Annotated in this window: 13 protein-coding genes; 8 read left to right on the forward strand and 5 right to left on the reverse strand. The window is 32.5% G+C overall.

The window, feature by feature from the left end:
* Window positions 1–186 precede the first annotated feature (186 nt).
* Window positions 187–1,434 carry a metallophosphoesterase gene (locus IPO86_11365; GenBank protein MBK9728708.1) on the reverse strand — a complete coding sequence of 416 codons (1,248 nt, stop codon included), beginning with the start codon at window positions 1,432–1,434 and terminating at the stop codon, window positions 187–189.
* Between the two features lie 83 nt (window positions 1,435–1,517).
* Between IPO86_11365 and IPO86_11370 the strand changes: the two genes are divergently transcribed.
* The 3 genes from IPO86_11370 to IPO86_11380 all read left to right on the forward strand — a co-directional run bounded on the left by IPO86_11370 (window position 1,518) and on the right by IPO86_11380 (window position 5,278).
* Complete coding sequence (locus IPO86_11370) at window positions 1,518–2,000, forward strand: acyl-CoA thioesterase (GenBank protein ID MBK9728709.1); 483 nt, start codon at window positions 1,518–1,520, stop codon at window positions 1,998–2,000.
* An 88-nt stretch (window positions 2,001–2,088) separates the two neighbouring features.
* On the forward strand, window positions 2,089–4,926 hold the full coding sequence (locus IPO86_11375) for a leucine--tRNA ligase (protein MBK9728710.1): 2,838 nt from the start codon (window positions 2,089–2,091) through the stop codon (window positions 4,924–4,926).
* A 10-nt stretch (window positions 4,927–4,936) separates the two neighbouring features.
* Window positions 4,937–5,278: a hypothetical protein gene (locus IPO86_11380; protein MBK9728711.1), complete on the forward strand. Its 342-nt coding sequence runs from the start codon at window positions 4,937–4,939 to the stop codon at window positions 5,276–5,278.
* Window positions 5,279–5,286: 8 nt separating this feature from the next.
* On the opposite strand, the gene IPO86_11385 is transcribed toward IPO86_11380, so the two are convergent.
* Window positions 5,287–6,213 carry a 3-hydroxybutyryl-CoA dehydrogenase gene (locus IPO86_11385; protein ID MBK9728712.1) on the reverse strand — a complete coding sequence of 309 codons (927 nt, stop codon included), beginning with the start codon at window positions 6,211–6,213 and terminating at the stop codon, window positions 5,287–5,289.
* 99 nt (window positions 6,214–6,312) lie between these two features.
* Between IPO86_11385 and IPO86_11390 the strand changes: the two genes are divergently transcribed.
* Window positions 6,313–7,155 (forward strand): hypothetical protein, encoded by an 843-nt coding sequence (locus IPO86_11390; protein ID MBK9728713.1) that lies wholly within the window; start codon window positions 6,313–6,315, stop codon window positions 7,153–7,155.
* A complete protein-coding gene (gene pfkA, locus IPO86_11395) occupies window positions 7,142–8,122 on the forward strand; it encodes a 6-phosphofructokinase (protein MBK9728714.1) in 981 nt (326 codons plus the stop codon). The genes IPO86_11390 and pfkA overlap by 14 nt, the downstream gene beginning before the upstream one ends.
* Before the next feature lie 61 nt (window positions 8,123–8,183).
* Here pfkA and IPO86_11400 read toward each other — a convergent pair whose 3' ends face one another.
* Both IPO86_11400 and IPO86_11405 read right to left on the reverse strand, forming a co-directional pair.
* Entirely contained in the window at window positions 8,184–10,664 is a 2,481-nt protein-coding gene (locus IPO86_11400) for a carboxypeptidase-like regulatory domain-containing protein (GenBank protein MBK9728715.1), read from the reverse strand.
* Entirely contained in the window at window positions 10,661–11,245 is a 585-nt protein-coding gene (locus tag IPO86_11405) for an aminodeoxychorismate/anthranilate synthase component II (GenBank protein MBK9728716.1), read from the reverse strand. The genes IPO86_11400 and IPO86_11405 overlap by 4 nt, the downstream gene beginning before the upstream one ends.
* A gap of 84 nt (window positions 11,246–11,329) precedes the next feature.
* Between IPO86_11405 and IPO86_11410 the strand changes: the two genes are divergently transcribed.
* Genes IPO86_11410 through IPO86_11420 form a run of 3 tightly spaced genes read left to right on the forward strand, consistent with a single transcriptional unit; the run spans window position 11,330 to window position 13,517 of the window.
* Entirely contained in the window at window positions 11,330–12,265 is a 936-nt protein-coding gene (locus IPO86_11410) for an aminodeoxychorismate synthase component I (GenBank protein ID MBK9728717.1), read from the forward strand.
* Window positions 12,249–12,860 (forward strand): aminotransferase class IV, encoded by a 612-nt coding sequence (locus tag IPO86_11415; protein ID MBK9728718.1) that lies wholly within the window; start codon window positions 12,249–12,251, stop codon window positions 12,858–12,860. The genes IPO86_11410 and IPO86_11415 overlap by 17 nt, the downstream gene beginning before the upstream one ends.
* 3 nt (window positions 12,861–12,863) lie before the next feature.
* On the forward strand, window positions 12,864–13,517 hold the full coding sequence (locus IPO86_11420) for a YggS family pyridoxal phosphate-dependent enzyme (GenBank protein ID MBK9728719.1): 654 nt from the start codon (window positions 12,864–12,866) through the stop codon (window positions 13,515–13,517).
* On the opposite strand, the gene IPO86_11425 is transcribed toward IPO86_11420, so the two are convergent.
* On the reverse strand, window positions 13,514–15,136 hold the full coding sequence (locus IPO86_11425; protein MBK9728720.1) for a T9SS type A sorting domain-containing protein: 1,623 nt from the start codon (window positions 15,134–15,136) through the stop codon (window positions 13,514–13,516). The two genes, IPO86_11420 and IPO86_11425, sit on opposite strands and share 4 nt — an antisense overlap.
* Window positions 15,137–15,140 lie beyond the last annotated feature (4 nt).

Consider the following 15,140-nt stretch of genomic DNA (forward strand, 5'->3'; position numbering starts at 1 on the left):
CTGTTATTTTGATTGATCAGAATAAGCGTTTTTTATATAAGCTAATTGTTAAATCGTTTGATTTCAGTCAACTCCCTAAAAATGACTTATAACAATTTACTAAATAACTATATAAAATCAAAATTCTCATCAATTTTCCAAAACTCCTGACAAAAATTCTAAAAGATTGATTAACCAGCTTTTAGCTTAGGCTTTTTTTAATTCTATTTGGGTAATTTCTGGCCAGATCCCAACGCGTCCTCTAAACCCTAACACACCGAATCCACGATTAATATAAAGATAGCGCTCATTTTCTTCATAAACACCCGCCCATTTTTGATATTTATATTGTATCGGACTCCATTTAAACCCAGGTATTTCAATTCCCATTTGCATCCCATGTGTATGTCCGCTTAAGGTCAAATGGATTTTATTTGAATTTAATTTTACTTCATTTTCCCAATGTGTTGGATCGTGAGAGAGCAAAACTTTAAAATCCTGATGATCCACGGTACTTAATGCTTTAGGCAAGTTACCTCGTTTTCCAAATCCTAAACCCCAATTTTCGACTCCTAACAACTGAATATGCTGTCCATCTTTTTCGATTTTTATAGATTCATCTAATAGCAAACGAAAACCCATATTTGAATGGTGGTTCTTCAAATCTCGAAAATTTGCTTCTTTTGCTTCCAGACTACCCCATTTTGCATATTCACCGTAATCGTGATTTCCTAAAACTGAAAATTGCCCAAATTTAGCCTTCAAGGTATTAAAATCCTTATACCAAGGATCAAACTCAGATGCATAGGTGTTTACTAAATCTCCGGTAAAGACTAGAAGATCACTATTTAGAGCTTTAGCCATTTCGATTCCTTTCAAAACCCCTTCCCGGTCTTCAAAACTACCGGCATGGATATCCGAAATTTGGGTTATTGTAAATCCATCAAATGCTTCTGGTAAATCCTTATAAAATACCTGTTGCTTATGAATTTTATATTGATATCGCCCTCTAACTAAACCATATGTCAAGGATAAAAGTGGAAAAGCAGCCAATAAAATAGCACTATTACTAATAAACTTTCTACGGGATGGAAGAAATGATTCAGATACCTCATCAGAAATTTGATTCCCATTAAACCACTTCAAATAAATTCCTTCAAAAAAACGATAAATATCTTCACCGAAAATAAATAAAATTAAAACCAATTTTGACATCAATAATACAAACCAAATATTCCCGATAAATACCCATACTGAAGGCATTAATTGGGTTTTTCTCATTTCAAAAACACCTACTAAAAATAATATGGGTAACACGATGGAAATCAACCAGTAGCCTATAAATATCCAATTTGCCTGGATTCCAAAAAGGCCATCACCGAAAGAAGTTTTAATGCCTTGAAAAGCATAAAAGTCAATCGCAAGAAGTAAAATAAAAATGATTATAAAGTTCATTAATTCATTTAAAAATGAAATTAAAAGCTGTTCAAAACGTAGATATGAACAACAAAAGCAAGAACTTTGTTCCAATTTAACATATGAATAAGATACCAGAAACAAAAACCCGGATTCGATTTAAAGATTGTGATCCTTTAGGTCATTTGTATAATACCCGGTTTATTGAATATATGCTTGAAGCCCGCGAGGATCAATTACTGGAGCATTATCAACTAAACCTAATGGAATATGCTGAACAACAAAAAATGGCCTGGGTTATTATTAAACATGAAATGGTCTATTTACAAGAGGCAAAAAGAAATGAATATGTTTGGATAAACTCTAGTATTATTCACTTTGATACATCCGATTTAGTAGTAGAATATCAAATGTGGAATGAAGATAAATCCAGACTAAAAGGATTACTTTGGTCGCGTTTTAAACATATTGACTTAAAGTTAAAAAAGGCTACAGCACATCCAACAGAAATTCATCACATGTTGGAAGATCTATTGAATCCAATTCAAGCAAAATCTATGGATGATAGAATTGTATTTTTATTATCAAGAAAATCTGCTATCTAAGCAAATTATTATAAGCAAATGTCCAATTATTAAGGTATTCAAGCCTAAAACTCCTAGTATTTCTTAATTTTGCAAAAAACAATAAGGAATGGAGTTTCAGCATCAAGAGGTAGAAGATAAATGGAAGAAAATTTGGAAAGAGGAACAGATTTATAAAGTTTTAAATGATTTTTCTAAACCCAAATACTATGTTTTGGATATGTTTCCATATCCTTCTGGTGCAGGATTACATGTCGGGCATCCATTAGGTTATATTGCCTCTGATATTGTAGCAAGGCAAAAAAGAATGAAAGGATATAATGTGCTCCACCCTATGGGTTTTGATGCTTTTGGTTTACCTGCAGAACAATATGCAATTCAAACTGGTATACATCCGGCGATATCTACTATGCAAAATATTGAACGATACCACCAACAATTAGATAATATCGGATTTAATTATGACTGGACAAGAGAAGTTATTACTTGCAAACCTGAATATTACAAATGGACACAATGGATATTTCTAAAACTATATAATCACTATTATAATACAAAAGAACAAAAAGCAAAACCAATTCTTGAACTCATTTCACTTTTTGAAAACTATGGAAATCTGGATGCACCTGCATCAACAAGTGAAGATTCTATTTTTAGTTCTACTGAATGGAATGAGAAATCAGCTTTAGAAAAAGATATTGTCTTAATGAATTACCGGCTTGCATACCGGAAAACAAGTTTTGTAAACTGGTGTGAAGCTTTAGGTACTGTACTTGCAAATGATGAAATTAAAGACGGTGTTTCGGAGCGTGGAGGACATCCCGTAGAAAAGAAACCAATGATGCAATGGGCTTTGCGAATTTCAGCCTACGCAGAAAGATTATTGAATGATTTGGAAACTTTGGAATGGTCTGAAGCATTAAAAAATATGCAAAAGAACTGGATTGGAAAGTCCGTAGGTGCTCAAGTATTTTTTACCATTGAAAATCAAAAAGAGGTTTTGGAAATCTTTACTACAAGACCAGATACCATATTTGGAGCTAGTTTTATGGTCTTGGCCCCTGAACACCCTCTCGTAAATAAAATTACAACAGACGCACAAAAGAATGCAATTATAAATTATATAGAATATTCGAAAAAGAGAAGTGAACGGGAGCGGCAATCTGAAACCAAATCCGTCACAGGAGTCTTTACAGGAGCCTATGCTTTGCATCCATTTACGAATGAAAAGCTTCCAATCTGGATTTCCGATTATGTCTTAATAGACTATGGAACCGGTGCCATTATGGCGGTTCCAAGCAATGATAAACGGGATCAATTATTTGCTATTAAATTTGATTTACCAATAATTAAAGTTATCGATCAAACTGAATTTCCCGGAGCAGATTTGGAAGATTTGGTAGGTACTCTTATCAACTCCAGTTTCTTAAATAGTGCTCCAGTTACAAAAGCAATTGATATGGCAATTGAATCTCTTGCTGAAAAAAATATTGGCAAGAAACGAATTCAATACAAAATGCGGGATGCAAATTTTAGCAGACAGCGTTATTGGGGTGAACCGTTTCCAGTGTATTACAATACAGAAGGTGTTTCATTTATATTGGAAGAATCAATGCTTCCACTGGAATTGCCACATATCGATTCAATCGAACCTGGTAAAGGCGGAAGATCTCCTCTAAACAGTAAAACAGATTGGGTGCATTGGAATGGCTTTGAAAGAGAAACGGATACCATGCCAGGCTATGCAGGCTCCTCTTGGTATTTTTTACGGTATATGGATGCATTAAATAATACGGAGTTTGCATCCAAAGAATCCTTAGAATATTGGCAAGATGTGGATCTTTATATTGGTGGAACAGAACATGCCGTAGGCCACCTTATGTATTCTCGCTTTTGGCATAAATTTTTATATGACCTTGAGTTTGTACCAACTATAGAACCTTTCAAAAAATTAGTAAATCAAGGAATGATACAAGGTATCATAGAATCCTTATTATTAGTTAAAGAAAGCCAACCTCCTCATTTTATTGATCCTGATATCGCAGAAAAATACAATGATGATCAACTTGCAAAAATTCCAGTTCATATTGATTTTATCCAACAATACAATACTCCAAATTCACATTTATCCAAATCAGGTTTAAAGCAATTTATACAATGGAGACCTGAATTTGAACAGGCATTTTTTGAAAACGCAACAGAGAAAAATACCGTTGATAAAATTTCCGATGCATTTAAAATTCAAAGTTATTCAGAAACAGGAAAAATGTCGAAACGATATCACAATGTTGTGAATCCAGATGATGTCATAGCTGAATATGGGGCAGATTGTTTCCGAATGTATGAAATGTTTTTAGGTCCTATTGAACAATCCAAACCATGGGACACTAAAGGAATTGATGGAGTGAGTAAATTTATACGCAAATTTTACAGTTTGTTTTATAACGAAGCGGATCAATTTGTTTTAAGTGATGATGGAGCCACTGGAGATGAATTTAGAATCCTGCATACTTGTATAAAAAAAGTAAACCAGGATATCGAACAATTGTCATTTAACACATCGATAAGTGCATTTATGATATGTGTCAATGAATTGAAAAGAATTGGATGCAATAAAAAAGAAATTCTCTTACCACTTACACAGCTGCTTGCACCATTTGCACCCTTTATTACAGAAGAAATCTGGGCAATTGCAAATAATTCAAGCAGTATTCATCATACTGCTTATCCAGAGCATTTAGAAATGTATTTAGTGAAGGATGAAGTGAATTATCCCATAAGTATCAATGGTAAAAAAAGATTTGAATGGATCGTATCAAAAAGTTTGACACAGGATCAGTTGCAAGACCAGGTTTTAAAGCTTGAAGAAATAAGTAAATGGGTAACCGGACAACAAATTAAAAAAATTATTATAGTTCCAGGTAGGATGATTAATATCGTACTTTAATTTTTAAACAATGTTTGAGCATAAAACAAAGCCTTTAGCAAATAAACACGTATTCTATAGACGGATGTTTGTTTTTTGGATGCTGGGCACTTCATTAATCATTTTTTCATTAATTCTTGGCACCTTAGGCTATATGTATTTTGGAAATGTTGGAGCTGTTGATGGTTTCTACAATGCTAGTATGATTTTAGCTGGTATGGGGCCTGCATTAGAAAAACCCTGTGATGCAGTTAAAATCTTTTCATCCTTTTATGCTCTCTATTGCGGTATTGTATTTTTATCAAGCATTACAATCGCGTTTGCGCCAATAATCCATCGATTTTTTCATTTAATTCATCTGGAAGGGCAATAAAGCCCAGCTTATGTTAGGTTGCTTAAATTGCTTAAGGTTTCTGTAAATCTGCTAAATTTAGGAGCAACTACAAGCTCCTTCGACCCAGCTGTATACGAATAAAATCCTTCACCCGTTTTGACCCCTAATTTTTTTGCATTCACCATTTTTACTAATAGCGGACAAGGAGCATATTTTGGGTTTCCAAAACCGCCTTCCAATACCCTTAAAATATCCAAACATACATCTAAGCCAATAAAATCCGCTAATTGTAATGGACCCATTGGGTGGGCCATACCTAATTTCATCACCGTATCAATTTCTTCAACACCAGCTACCCCTTCATACAGACTATAAATCGCTTCATTGATCATTGGAATTAATATCCGATTTGAAACAAAACCCGGAAAATCATTCACTTCTACGGGTACTTTATCAAGCGCGCGAGTAAGTTCCATAATGGTATCACAAACTTCGTCTGAAGTATTATAACCTCTAATTATTTCAACTAATTTCATGATCGGTGCAGGATTCATAAAATGCATCCCAATTACTTTATCAGGACGTTTTGTGACAGATCCTATTTTAGTCAATGAAATCGCTGATGTATTGGAGGCCAAAATTGTGTTTGGAGAGGTCATTAGATCTAAATCTGAGAATATTTTCAGCTTTAATGTTTCATTTTCGGTTGCAGCTTCTACAACTAACTCAGCATCTGTCACAGCCTCTTGAAAATGTGCATTTGATTTAATACGCAATAAAATAGCTCCTTTATCTTCTGGCTTAAGTTTACCCTTTTCAACCATCCTGTCCAGGTTTCTTGAAATTGAGTTCATTGCTTTATCCAATGCAGGTATTGAAATATCCGTTAATACTACCTGGTATCCATATTGAGCAAATACATGGGCAATTCCACTACCCATGGTACCTGCGCCGATTACTGTTATGTGTTTCATATTATGTTTTTATGAGCGGGCAAAGGTAAATGGTTTAAAGTTCAATTAACAAATCAAAATTAAAAAAATAATTTTGCATATATTGCACAAAATTTTAATGTGTATTTAATTGCAGATGCGGGATCTACTAAATGTGATTGGGTTTTATTTGATCAGAGTCAAAGCATTTATTTCAAAACAAAAGGAATTAATCCAAGCACCCAAGATCAAAATACTATAAAAAAATCAATTTTAGAACTGCGTGAACAACTTGCATTTAATCCACATAAAATCTTCTTTTATGGAGCTGGATGCAGTTCTCCATCCGCTATTAATATTATAACAACGATTTTAACACAATCGTTTTTATCCGCTGATATATATATATATACTGATCTACTTGGAACTGCAAGAGCACTTTGCGATGGCAAACCAGGAATTGTTGCAATTTTAGGAACAGGAAGTCATGCCGCTTTTTGCGATGGCCATAAAATTATACATCAATTGCCTTCATTAGGATATTTGTTAGGTGATGAAGGGAGCGGGAATTATCTGGGGAAATCTATACTGCAGGCTTATTTTTTAGGTAAATTAGACTCTGAACTTGAATTAAAATTTGAACAGGAGTATCCTGAAATCAAACAGGATTTCATTTTTCAATTATATCATTCAGAATCGGTTTCTGCATTTCTTGCTAAATATGCTGCTTTTATAATTAAATATAAGAACCATCCTTCGATTGCCAAAATTATAGAAATGGCAATTGATACATTCATTACTACCCGATTAATAATATATAAAGAAAAACAAGGAATCCCGGTACATCTTTGTGGTTCAATTGCTTCTTTATTAAGTATGGAAATCAAACAAAGAATCATAAAATTTGGTTTAGAACCTGGAACATTCTTACAAAAACCAATTACCGAAATAATGAAATATCATTTGACTTATGAGTATAATTAAACGAATTGGCATTTTTACTTCAGGAGGTGATGCCCCAGGAATGAATGCTTGTATTAGAGCAATCACACGATCTGCTAGTTATTTTGATTTACATGTTTATGGAATCTACCGAGGCTATGACGGTATGATTGATGGAGAGATAAGCCGGTTAGAAACCAACGACGTTAGTAACATCATACATCGTGGAGGCACCATTTTAAAAACTGCTAGGAGTCAACGATTTATGACCCCAGAAGGCAGAAAGCAAGCATTTGAAAATTTAGTTGCCAATGATATTGATGCATTGGTTGCTATCGGAGGAAACGGAACATTTACAGGAGCTGATATTTTCTTTAAAGAAACTAATATGCCAATCATAGGCTTGCCAGGAACTATAGATAACGATTTGTTCGGCACAGATTTTACAATAGGTTTTGACACAGCCGTAAATACAGCTGTTGAAGCTGTTGATAAAATTAGGGATACTGCGGATTCTCATAACAGATTGTTTTTAATAGAAGTTATGGGCAGGCATTCTGGCTATATTGCTTTATATACGGCCATTGCCTCTGGCGCCAGTGCCGTTTTAATACCCGAAAGCAACGCAAATCTTGAAGATTTAATTGAAGATTTAAATAAATCATTAAAACGAAAAAAATTGTTTGGTTTGGTTATTGTGGCGGAGGGCAATACCATCGGACAAACTACAGAAATTGCTGCGCAACTAAAGAATAGAATAAAAGATTATGAAATTAAAATTTCCATCATTGGACATATTCAAAGAGGTGGCTCTCCAACTGCATTTGATCGCATTTTATCAAGTCGATTAGGACACGCAGCTGTAGATGGATTATTAAAAGGCAAATCAAATTGCATGGCGGGAATTGTAAATGATAAAATTGTCTTCACAGCTTTTGAAAAAGCCGTAGTTCATCAAAAATATCCTGAAGAAGAATTAATTAAAATGGCTGAGGTATTAGGAATGTAATGAAAGTATTCTGAAACTGACAATAAAAATTGTTGAAATCGAATTAATTGACATCCATTCTTTAGTTTCCAATTCCAACATTAGTTAGTAGTCCAAGCTTTAAATAGGATCCTCCATAGCTACTGCCATAAAAACTATGAACCCAATCTAGTCTTAATACGCGAAATAATTTATAACCAATATTTCCAAATCCGAGACTCAATTCAGAATATGGATTGGAATTTGGAATCATTACAGATGCATATCGAACGAGTTCTTTTAATCCAAGTCTGTTTATTAAAGGAATCCGATCCAAAATAAAACCTTGCATATCATATTCTAAAAACCAAGATGCAGATTGTCTATCTGTAGAATATGCATAAGGATATAAAGCTATAAAAAAATCGAGCCTATTGGGCTTATTATATAAAAACAATCCATTCTCATGTTGAAAAATAAAATCAGGACTGTCTAAAGTGTGTTTATGAAATATTTTATTAACTTTTACAAAGGCATTTAATTCACCCCATTTACTCAATCTAAAATTATCAGATACAGAAAATTCAAATTTATGATAAAATTCCTTTTTCGCTAAATAGCTTCCAATAGCATAGGTCATAAAAAACCGAGGGTTGTCAGATTCCAATAGATTAATCTGATTTGGAGAAATCTCTACTCTAGTGCCAGGATTCCATGCAATACTATTGGTCAACTGAATATGTTGGGGCTTAGAAATATGCAAACTATCTGTAAAATAGTCAGCTTGATTATTCGCTTGATATGTTAACGACTTTTTTCGCCAGCTGTAATTTGAATGATTCACTACTTCCGATCTATAAGAATATTCAATATTTGATTTCCACCTCCAATCAAAATTTAAATAACGCCCATAAGCTATTGAATAAAACTGCTTTTCATAATACTTCAAATAGTTCTTTTTTATGAGTAAATTAGATAATTCCTCAAATAATTTGGAACTTTCAAAATTATTAAATTCAGATAAAGCTAAACCACCAGCTAATTGAATAAAAGATTTCGATCGGGTATTAAACTGATATTGCAATAAAAGTGAAGGTCTGAATTTTTGTTCTGCAAATCCATAATCTAATTTCATTTCACTAAAAAACCGGTTATAATCATTCGCATCAATTAAATACTTGCTAAATTTTAGAACAGAGCCTATAGCCCATCCCTGGATTGGATTAAAATGATACAATTCAATTGGTGAGTTTATACTAAATATACTCCTATCCATTGTTTTTTGATAACTATAACCTAAAAAGAGATCTGAAAAATTAAACTTATTATTTCTATGATCTATGGAATCTTTATAGGATTTCGATTCCCTGATTAATTTAATACTGTCTTTCAATGTATAATCCTTAATTTCGTCCTTTGTTAAAGGAATCGGACGAATACTATCCCAATACTGCTTCGTTTTTTCATTTGCACCTTTTGCAATTTGAAGAATTATTTTTTCATTTTCAAGTTCATGAATATTCGCAAAATTATAATCTGAAAATACAACTACAAATTTACCTTCAAATTTAATTCCTAATAAATTCGCTTTAAAACCAAAAACTTGATTTTGCAAAAGATTTTGAGAGGTTGTTGACACCGGAATAAACAATTGCGAAAGATAAATAGTATCAAACAAAGGTTGCTGTATTTGACTTCCAGATATTTGAAGATTAAAGGATTGAATACTCCAGGTTTCATCATGAATTGAGAGGATTCCAGACCACGCAGCTAGACTTCTTATTTTAGGTCGAACTTCAATTTTATACAAAAGCTTTGCTTCTATGTTTGATGTGTCAATACTCAGTAATTTAAAGGTATAATATTCAAACGCATAATCTGCTATTGGAGAAACAATGCCTTTTCCGAATGAAGTTATATTTTCATAAAGATTAAAATTTGCCGAAGTAGCCCGATTAAATGAAAAACCATTATCCCGACCTGAAATAATCGATGAAACCATTTCTTCATGGGTATAATCAGGTTTCTGAAAATGCAATCGGGAGACCGTTTCAGAAAGATATATAATACCTTGCCTGTTCGTATCCAGATTATTATCCATCGTGCCTATTTCTTGCCCTAAAATCTTTTTGGGTGCATCTGTAATTTTGATAAGGCCCTTTGTGTATGCATTGCATGTATGATTTTCATTCAACTTTAAAAAATAATTTCTTTTACTGATCGCTTTTCGAATAATTTCATAGGCAGGGTCTTCCTGATCAGAGGATACGACAACTTCGCCGAGAGAATAAACAGATACATATAATACTAAATTCAGAACAATGGGTTCATTTTTAAAGTCTACCTGGATTTCCTGAATTTGATAGCCTAAATAGTGAAACACCAAAGTATTTAATCCAGGATTTAAATTTAATTCATAATCTCCATCTAAATTTGTACTTGTGCCTTTGGTTGAATTTTTAATGTAAACAGCCGTATAGGGTATAGGATTCCCATCTGAATCTGTTACCTTACCCTTTATTTGAGCTACCATTAAAGAATTGGAAATAAACAAATAAAATAAAAACGTTAAGGTATATTTCATAAGGCTAGCCAATTTCTAACAAGATCAGAACCAATATTAGTTAAAAATGATTCCGGATGAAACTGAACTCCTTCCAAAGGTAAATACTTATGCTTTAACCCCATAACAACCTGATCTTCAGACATACAGGTAATTAAGAGATCCTTTGGAATAGATTCCGGGACTACTGCCCAAGAATGATAAACACCAACAAGAAAACTTTCAGGTAAATATTGCAAAGATGTATTTTGACAAGATTCTGACTTCAAAATTCTTTTTTGCTGCCCATGTTGTACTTTATCCTGCTTAAATAATTTAGCTCCAAAATATTGCGCTATGGATTGATGCCCTAAACAAACTCCTAAAACTTTCGTTTCCTTAGAAATCGACTTTAAAATATGAGACATCACGGGAAAGTCTTCAGGAAGACCTGGCCCAGGCGAAAAAACAATCTGCCGATAATCCAAAAAGCAATCCGTTTTCAAATCAAAAGAATCTGATATTGTAACTTTACACCCCAAAGATTCGAACAAATGAACAAGGTTAAAGGTAAATGAGTCCTTATTATCAATTAATAGAATTTTATTGCACGTGGATATCACAAAAGCTAATAACTTTCAGCGAAATTATAAAAACATTAGGATCCTTTGGATTTATTAATTAAATATTCCGCTATAATTGATAGGATGAATGCATATCATTTGTCAAATCAAGCATTTGTATTTGCTATTAATTTTTCAAAAACTACAGGTTTTTGTTTAAAACCTTATGAAATACCCAAAGATTATATTCGATTTTCGATGAATTTTTCAGAACCTGGATTAGCTCTATCAAAACCATTGCAATTCAAAATAGAACCCATACAGTTTATAGAATACCAAGCTAAATTTGATAGAATTCAACACCAAATATCGGATGGAAATACATATTTATGCAATTTAACACAAGCCACAAAAATTAATACAAATTTAAATTTAGAGGAAATCTATATTTATAGTAAAGCAAGGCACAAATTATTTTTAAAAGATCATATAGTAGTATTTTCACCAGAAACTTTTATTACTTTAAATAATGATATTATCAAAACATTTCCTATAAAAGGCACTTCCACTTTAGAAGCTGATCCTGACGGTTCGATTTTATTGAATAGCTCAAAAGAAAATGCCGAGCATAATACAATTGTAGATCTCATGAGAAATGATCTTAGCATTGTTTCTAATCATGTGACGGTCGACAAATTGAAAACTTTAGATAAAATAGATACACATCAAGGTGCCATTTGGCAAATGAGTTCTGAAATAAGCGGAATCCTCAAACCTGACTATTCTAGAAAAGCAGGTGATCTCTTTGACAAGATACTACCTGCTGGTTCAATAAGTGGTGCTCCAAAAGCAAAAACACTGGATATTATACATTCTACTGAAGCATACGATAGAGGTTTCTACACAGGTGTATTTGGGTATTTTGATGGAATAAATTTAACAAGTTCTGTCATGATTCGATATATAGAAAAAACAACGGAAGGCTTAGTCTATAAAAGTGGCGGTGGAATAACAAGTCATTCTATTGCTGAACAAGAATATAATGAATTAATAAAAAAGGTATATGTTCCGATTTTTTGAAAGCATCGCGATTCTGGATAACACTCCTCGGAATTTATATTTTCATCAATTAAGAGTAAATAAAACATTCAAATACTATTATCCTGGTTTTGAGCCTTTCCACCTTGAATATATAATATTTAATACTCAAGTAAATAAATACTCAAAAGCAAAACTAAAATTCTCTTATAACGAAACATCCTATAAAATTAATATAATTCAATATGTAGCTAAAGTATTTAATACATTTCATTTAATAACTGATAATTCTATCGAGTATAAATTTAAGTTTATCGATCGAAGTCTTCTTGATAATCATTTGAAATCCTATCCGATTAATGATCAAATTATGATCATTAAAAATAATTTAATTACAGATACTCAGTATAGCAATCTGGTTTTCTTTGATGGATATCGTTGGCTAACCCCTAAAAATCCTTTACTACCAGGTACCATGAGAGCATCTTTGTTGGCTGACTGGAAAATACATGAAGAAATTATTGAATTAGAACATTTTGCTAACTTTCACTCTTTCAAACTTATTAATGCGATGAATACTTTAGAAGAAAGCTATGAATATCCTATGGATAAAATTCAAGTACAAAAGAAACATTAATCTATGAATATACAAAATTATTATAATATCCGAGATACTATAAAACCATTCCATGCAAAACTTTTAGTGGTGACAAAAAATCAAACCATAGAAGATATTCTTAAATTATACAAAGCAGGGCAAAGAGAATTTGGAGAGAATCGGGTTCAGCTTCTAAAAGAAAAAAAAGAATTATTACCTTCCGACATAAAATGGCATATGATCGGTACCTTGCAAAAAAATAAAGTTAAATCGATTATTCAATGGATAGAAATGATCCATTCAGTTGATTCTTTCGAGTTAGTTAATACCATTGAGAAAGAAGCAAAAATAATAAATAAAAATATTAACATTTTGCTTGAAGTAAAAATTGCTAATGAACCCAGTAAATTTGGATTTACACCAACAGAATTACTTTTAAATTTAAAGACAAATAATTGGATTCACTTCAAAAATGTTAAAATTTGTGGCCTAATGGCAATGGCAAGTAATACTGAAGATCAAAGCCAGATCAATGCTGAATTTCACAAACTTAAAGAGCTATTTGAAACAATAAAAAACGCATCCCTATTGGGAACAGAATTTACACAACTATCCATTGGCATGTCCAATGATTATAAAATCGCCTTGCAAAATGGGTCTACAATTGTCCGAATTGGGAGTACTATTTTCAATTAATTCTGAACAACAATTTTACGAATCTCAGTGGATCCTTCCTTCATTTGGAATCGAAGTAAATAAACACCACTCGGAAAGCTTATTGGCAAGACTGTACTATGTGCATTCACTTCTAAATTCATTAATACTTTAGCATTCAAGTTAAGCAGTTCTAAATTCCTAATTGTAACTGTTGATAAAATAGATAAAGAGTTCGTAATTGGATTCGGATAAAGACTGATCGAATTATTGGAAATGTCTTTTACTCCTGTAGTTCTGCATACTTCTGCCGTTTCCATAGTAACAAATTTAAGATAACAATCAAAATCAGATAATTGAAGCTGCAAAGATTTTCCATTTATTGCTATATCCTGAATTTCAATTGGATCCTTAAAAACCTCTGAAGTAAGATCTTCAGCGCAATCATGGCTTAAAGCAGCTGGGTTTTCAAGTAAGATCAGAAAATTGTCCAATGAACCATTAGGTTTTACCATAGTCCATATTTTATCATTTGAACGATCATACGCTGAAGCTGAACTCGTTGCAATACTCACATTCTTTAATTCTTTTTTGAAATATTTAAATTGCTCAACGATCGCATTTAAAGAATTGACTTTCATCATTGCAAAACCTTCAAAACCATTTTCCACGGGAGCTTGTCCATTAAATAAAAAATAATTTCCATCGATTGTTGCAGATTCTACGCGAATTGGCGCGTTATAATTTCTCCAGGTTCTTAAAGTCAATGAGGTATCAAACATAGTAACTAAAACCGGACCTGGCTCAGATCTGCCTACAATCGATTGAGAAAACAAATGAATATTAGTCCCTTTTGCTTTAATAAAATTCCAACCATATCGATGGCTATATGAACCATCTGCACTTAATAATTCAATACGTTTCAAATTTAATGGATTCCCATTAAGGTCACATTGAACCAACATCATCCTGGAAAAATTATCAGTAGATAATTTAAATATACCACTTACTAATAAATTTCCATTGGGGCCTAAATTCAACATACCTGGAGTTTCCGAATGAACGGGAGCAACACTATTATAAACTGTTGACCAAAGAATCTTAGCTCCATCGTATTTTATCAACACAATTTTACTATTAAAATTTGATAAATATTCAACAATCGTTTCGGCTAAAATATAAAATACATTATTCGTGTAAATAACATCTACTGGATTTAAAATAAAATTAGGATCGGACTCCAAAGAAATTAATTTAAAATTTATGAGTGCATTGATTTTTATATTTACTATGCCGATCAATAATAAATTAACAGAACCCTGATCATTATAGGTTCCAAGTATAAATATCTCATCCGGACTTACTTGAATCGCCTTGTTGACATAAATACTACCTGTTTTATGATAAAGAACAGAACCTATTTTAAGGTCGGAAGCATGATGATAATTTAATAATAAAATACTACTCCGCTTTTCTAAATTATCAGTACAATTAATAGCACATAGTTTTGACCCTTGAGATGCACCTAAATTCCCATAACCACTCATACTTGCTATCGCATTCATTTCCAATGACGCATCCTTGATATTGATTTTGGTCATCGACTGAGAATTGCTTGAAATCCATACAAAAAGCAATAAGAACAAAATATAAAATCTCATTTTA

It is taken from the genome of Saprospiraceae bacterium (assembly GCA_016717265.1).
Classification (GTDB): Bacteria; Bacteroidota; Bacteroidia; order Chitinophagales; family Saprospiraceae; genus Vicinibacter.

Bases quoted from the DNA above. Each gene is read 5' to 3' on its own strand.
- IPO86_11400 (MBK9728715.1), bottom strand. From the start codon at position 10,664: ATGAAATATACCTTAACGTTTTTATTTTATTTGTTTATTTCCAATTCT.
- IPO86_11370 (MBK9728709.1), top strand. From the start codon at position 1,518: ATGAATAAGATACCAGAAACAAAAACCCGGATTCGATTTAAAGATTGT.
- IPO86_11375 (MBK9728710.1), top strand. From the start codon at position 2,089: ATGGAGTTTCAGCATCAAGAGGTAGAAGATAAATGGAAGAAAATTTGG.
- pfkA (MBK9728714.1), top strand. From the start codon at position 7,142: ATGAGTATAATTAAACGAATTGGCATTTTTACTTCAGGAGGTGATGCC.
- IPO86_11415 (MBK9728718.1), top strand. From the start codon at position 12,249: ATGTTCCGATTTTTTGAAAGCATCGCGATTCTGGATAACACTCCTCGG.
- IPO86_11410 (MBK9728717.1), top strand. From the start codon at position 11,330: ATGAATGCATATCATTTGTCAAATCAAGCATTTGTATTTGCTATTAAT.
- IPO86_11425 (MBK9728720.1), bottom strand. From the start codon at position 15,136: ATGAGATTTTATATTTTGTTCTTATTGCTTTTTGTATGGATTTCAAGC.
- IPO86_11385 (MBK9728712.1), bottom strand. From the start codon at position 6,213: ATGAAACACATAACAGTAATCGGCGCAGGTACCATGGGTAGTGGAATT.
- IPO86_11380 (MBK9728711.1), top strand. From the start codon at position 4,937: ATGTTTGAGCATAAAACAAAGCCTTTAGCAAATAAACACGTATTCTAT.
- IPO86_11420 (MBK9728719.1), top strand. From the start codon at position 12,864: ATGAATATACAAAATTATTATAATATCCGAGATACTATAAAACCATTC.
- IPO86_11365 (MBK9728708.1), bottom strand. From the start codon at position 1,434: ATGAACTTTATAATCATTTTTATTTTACTTCTTGCGATTGACTTTTAT.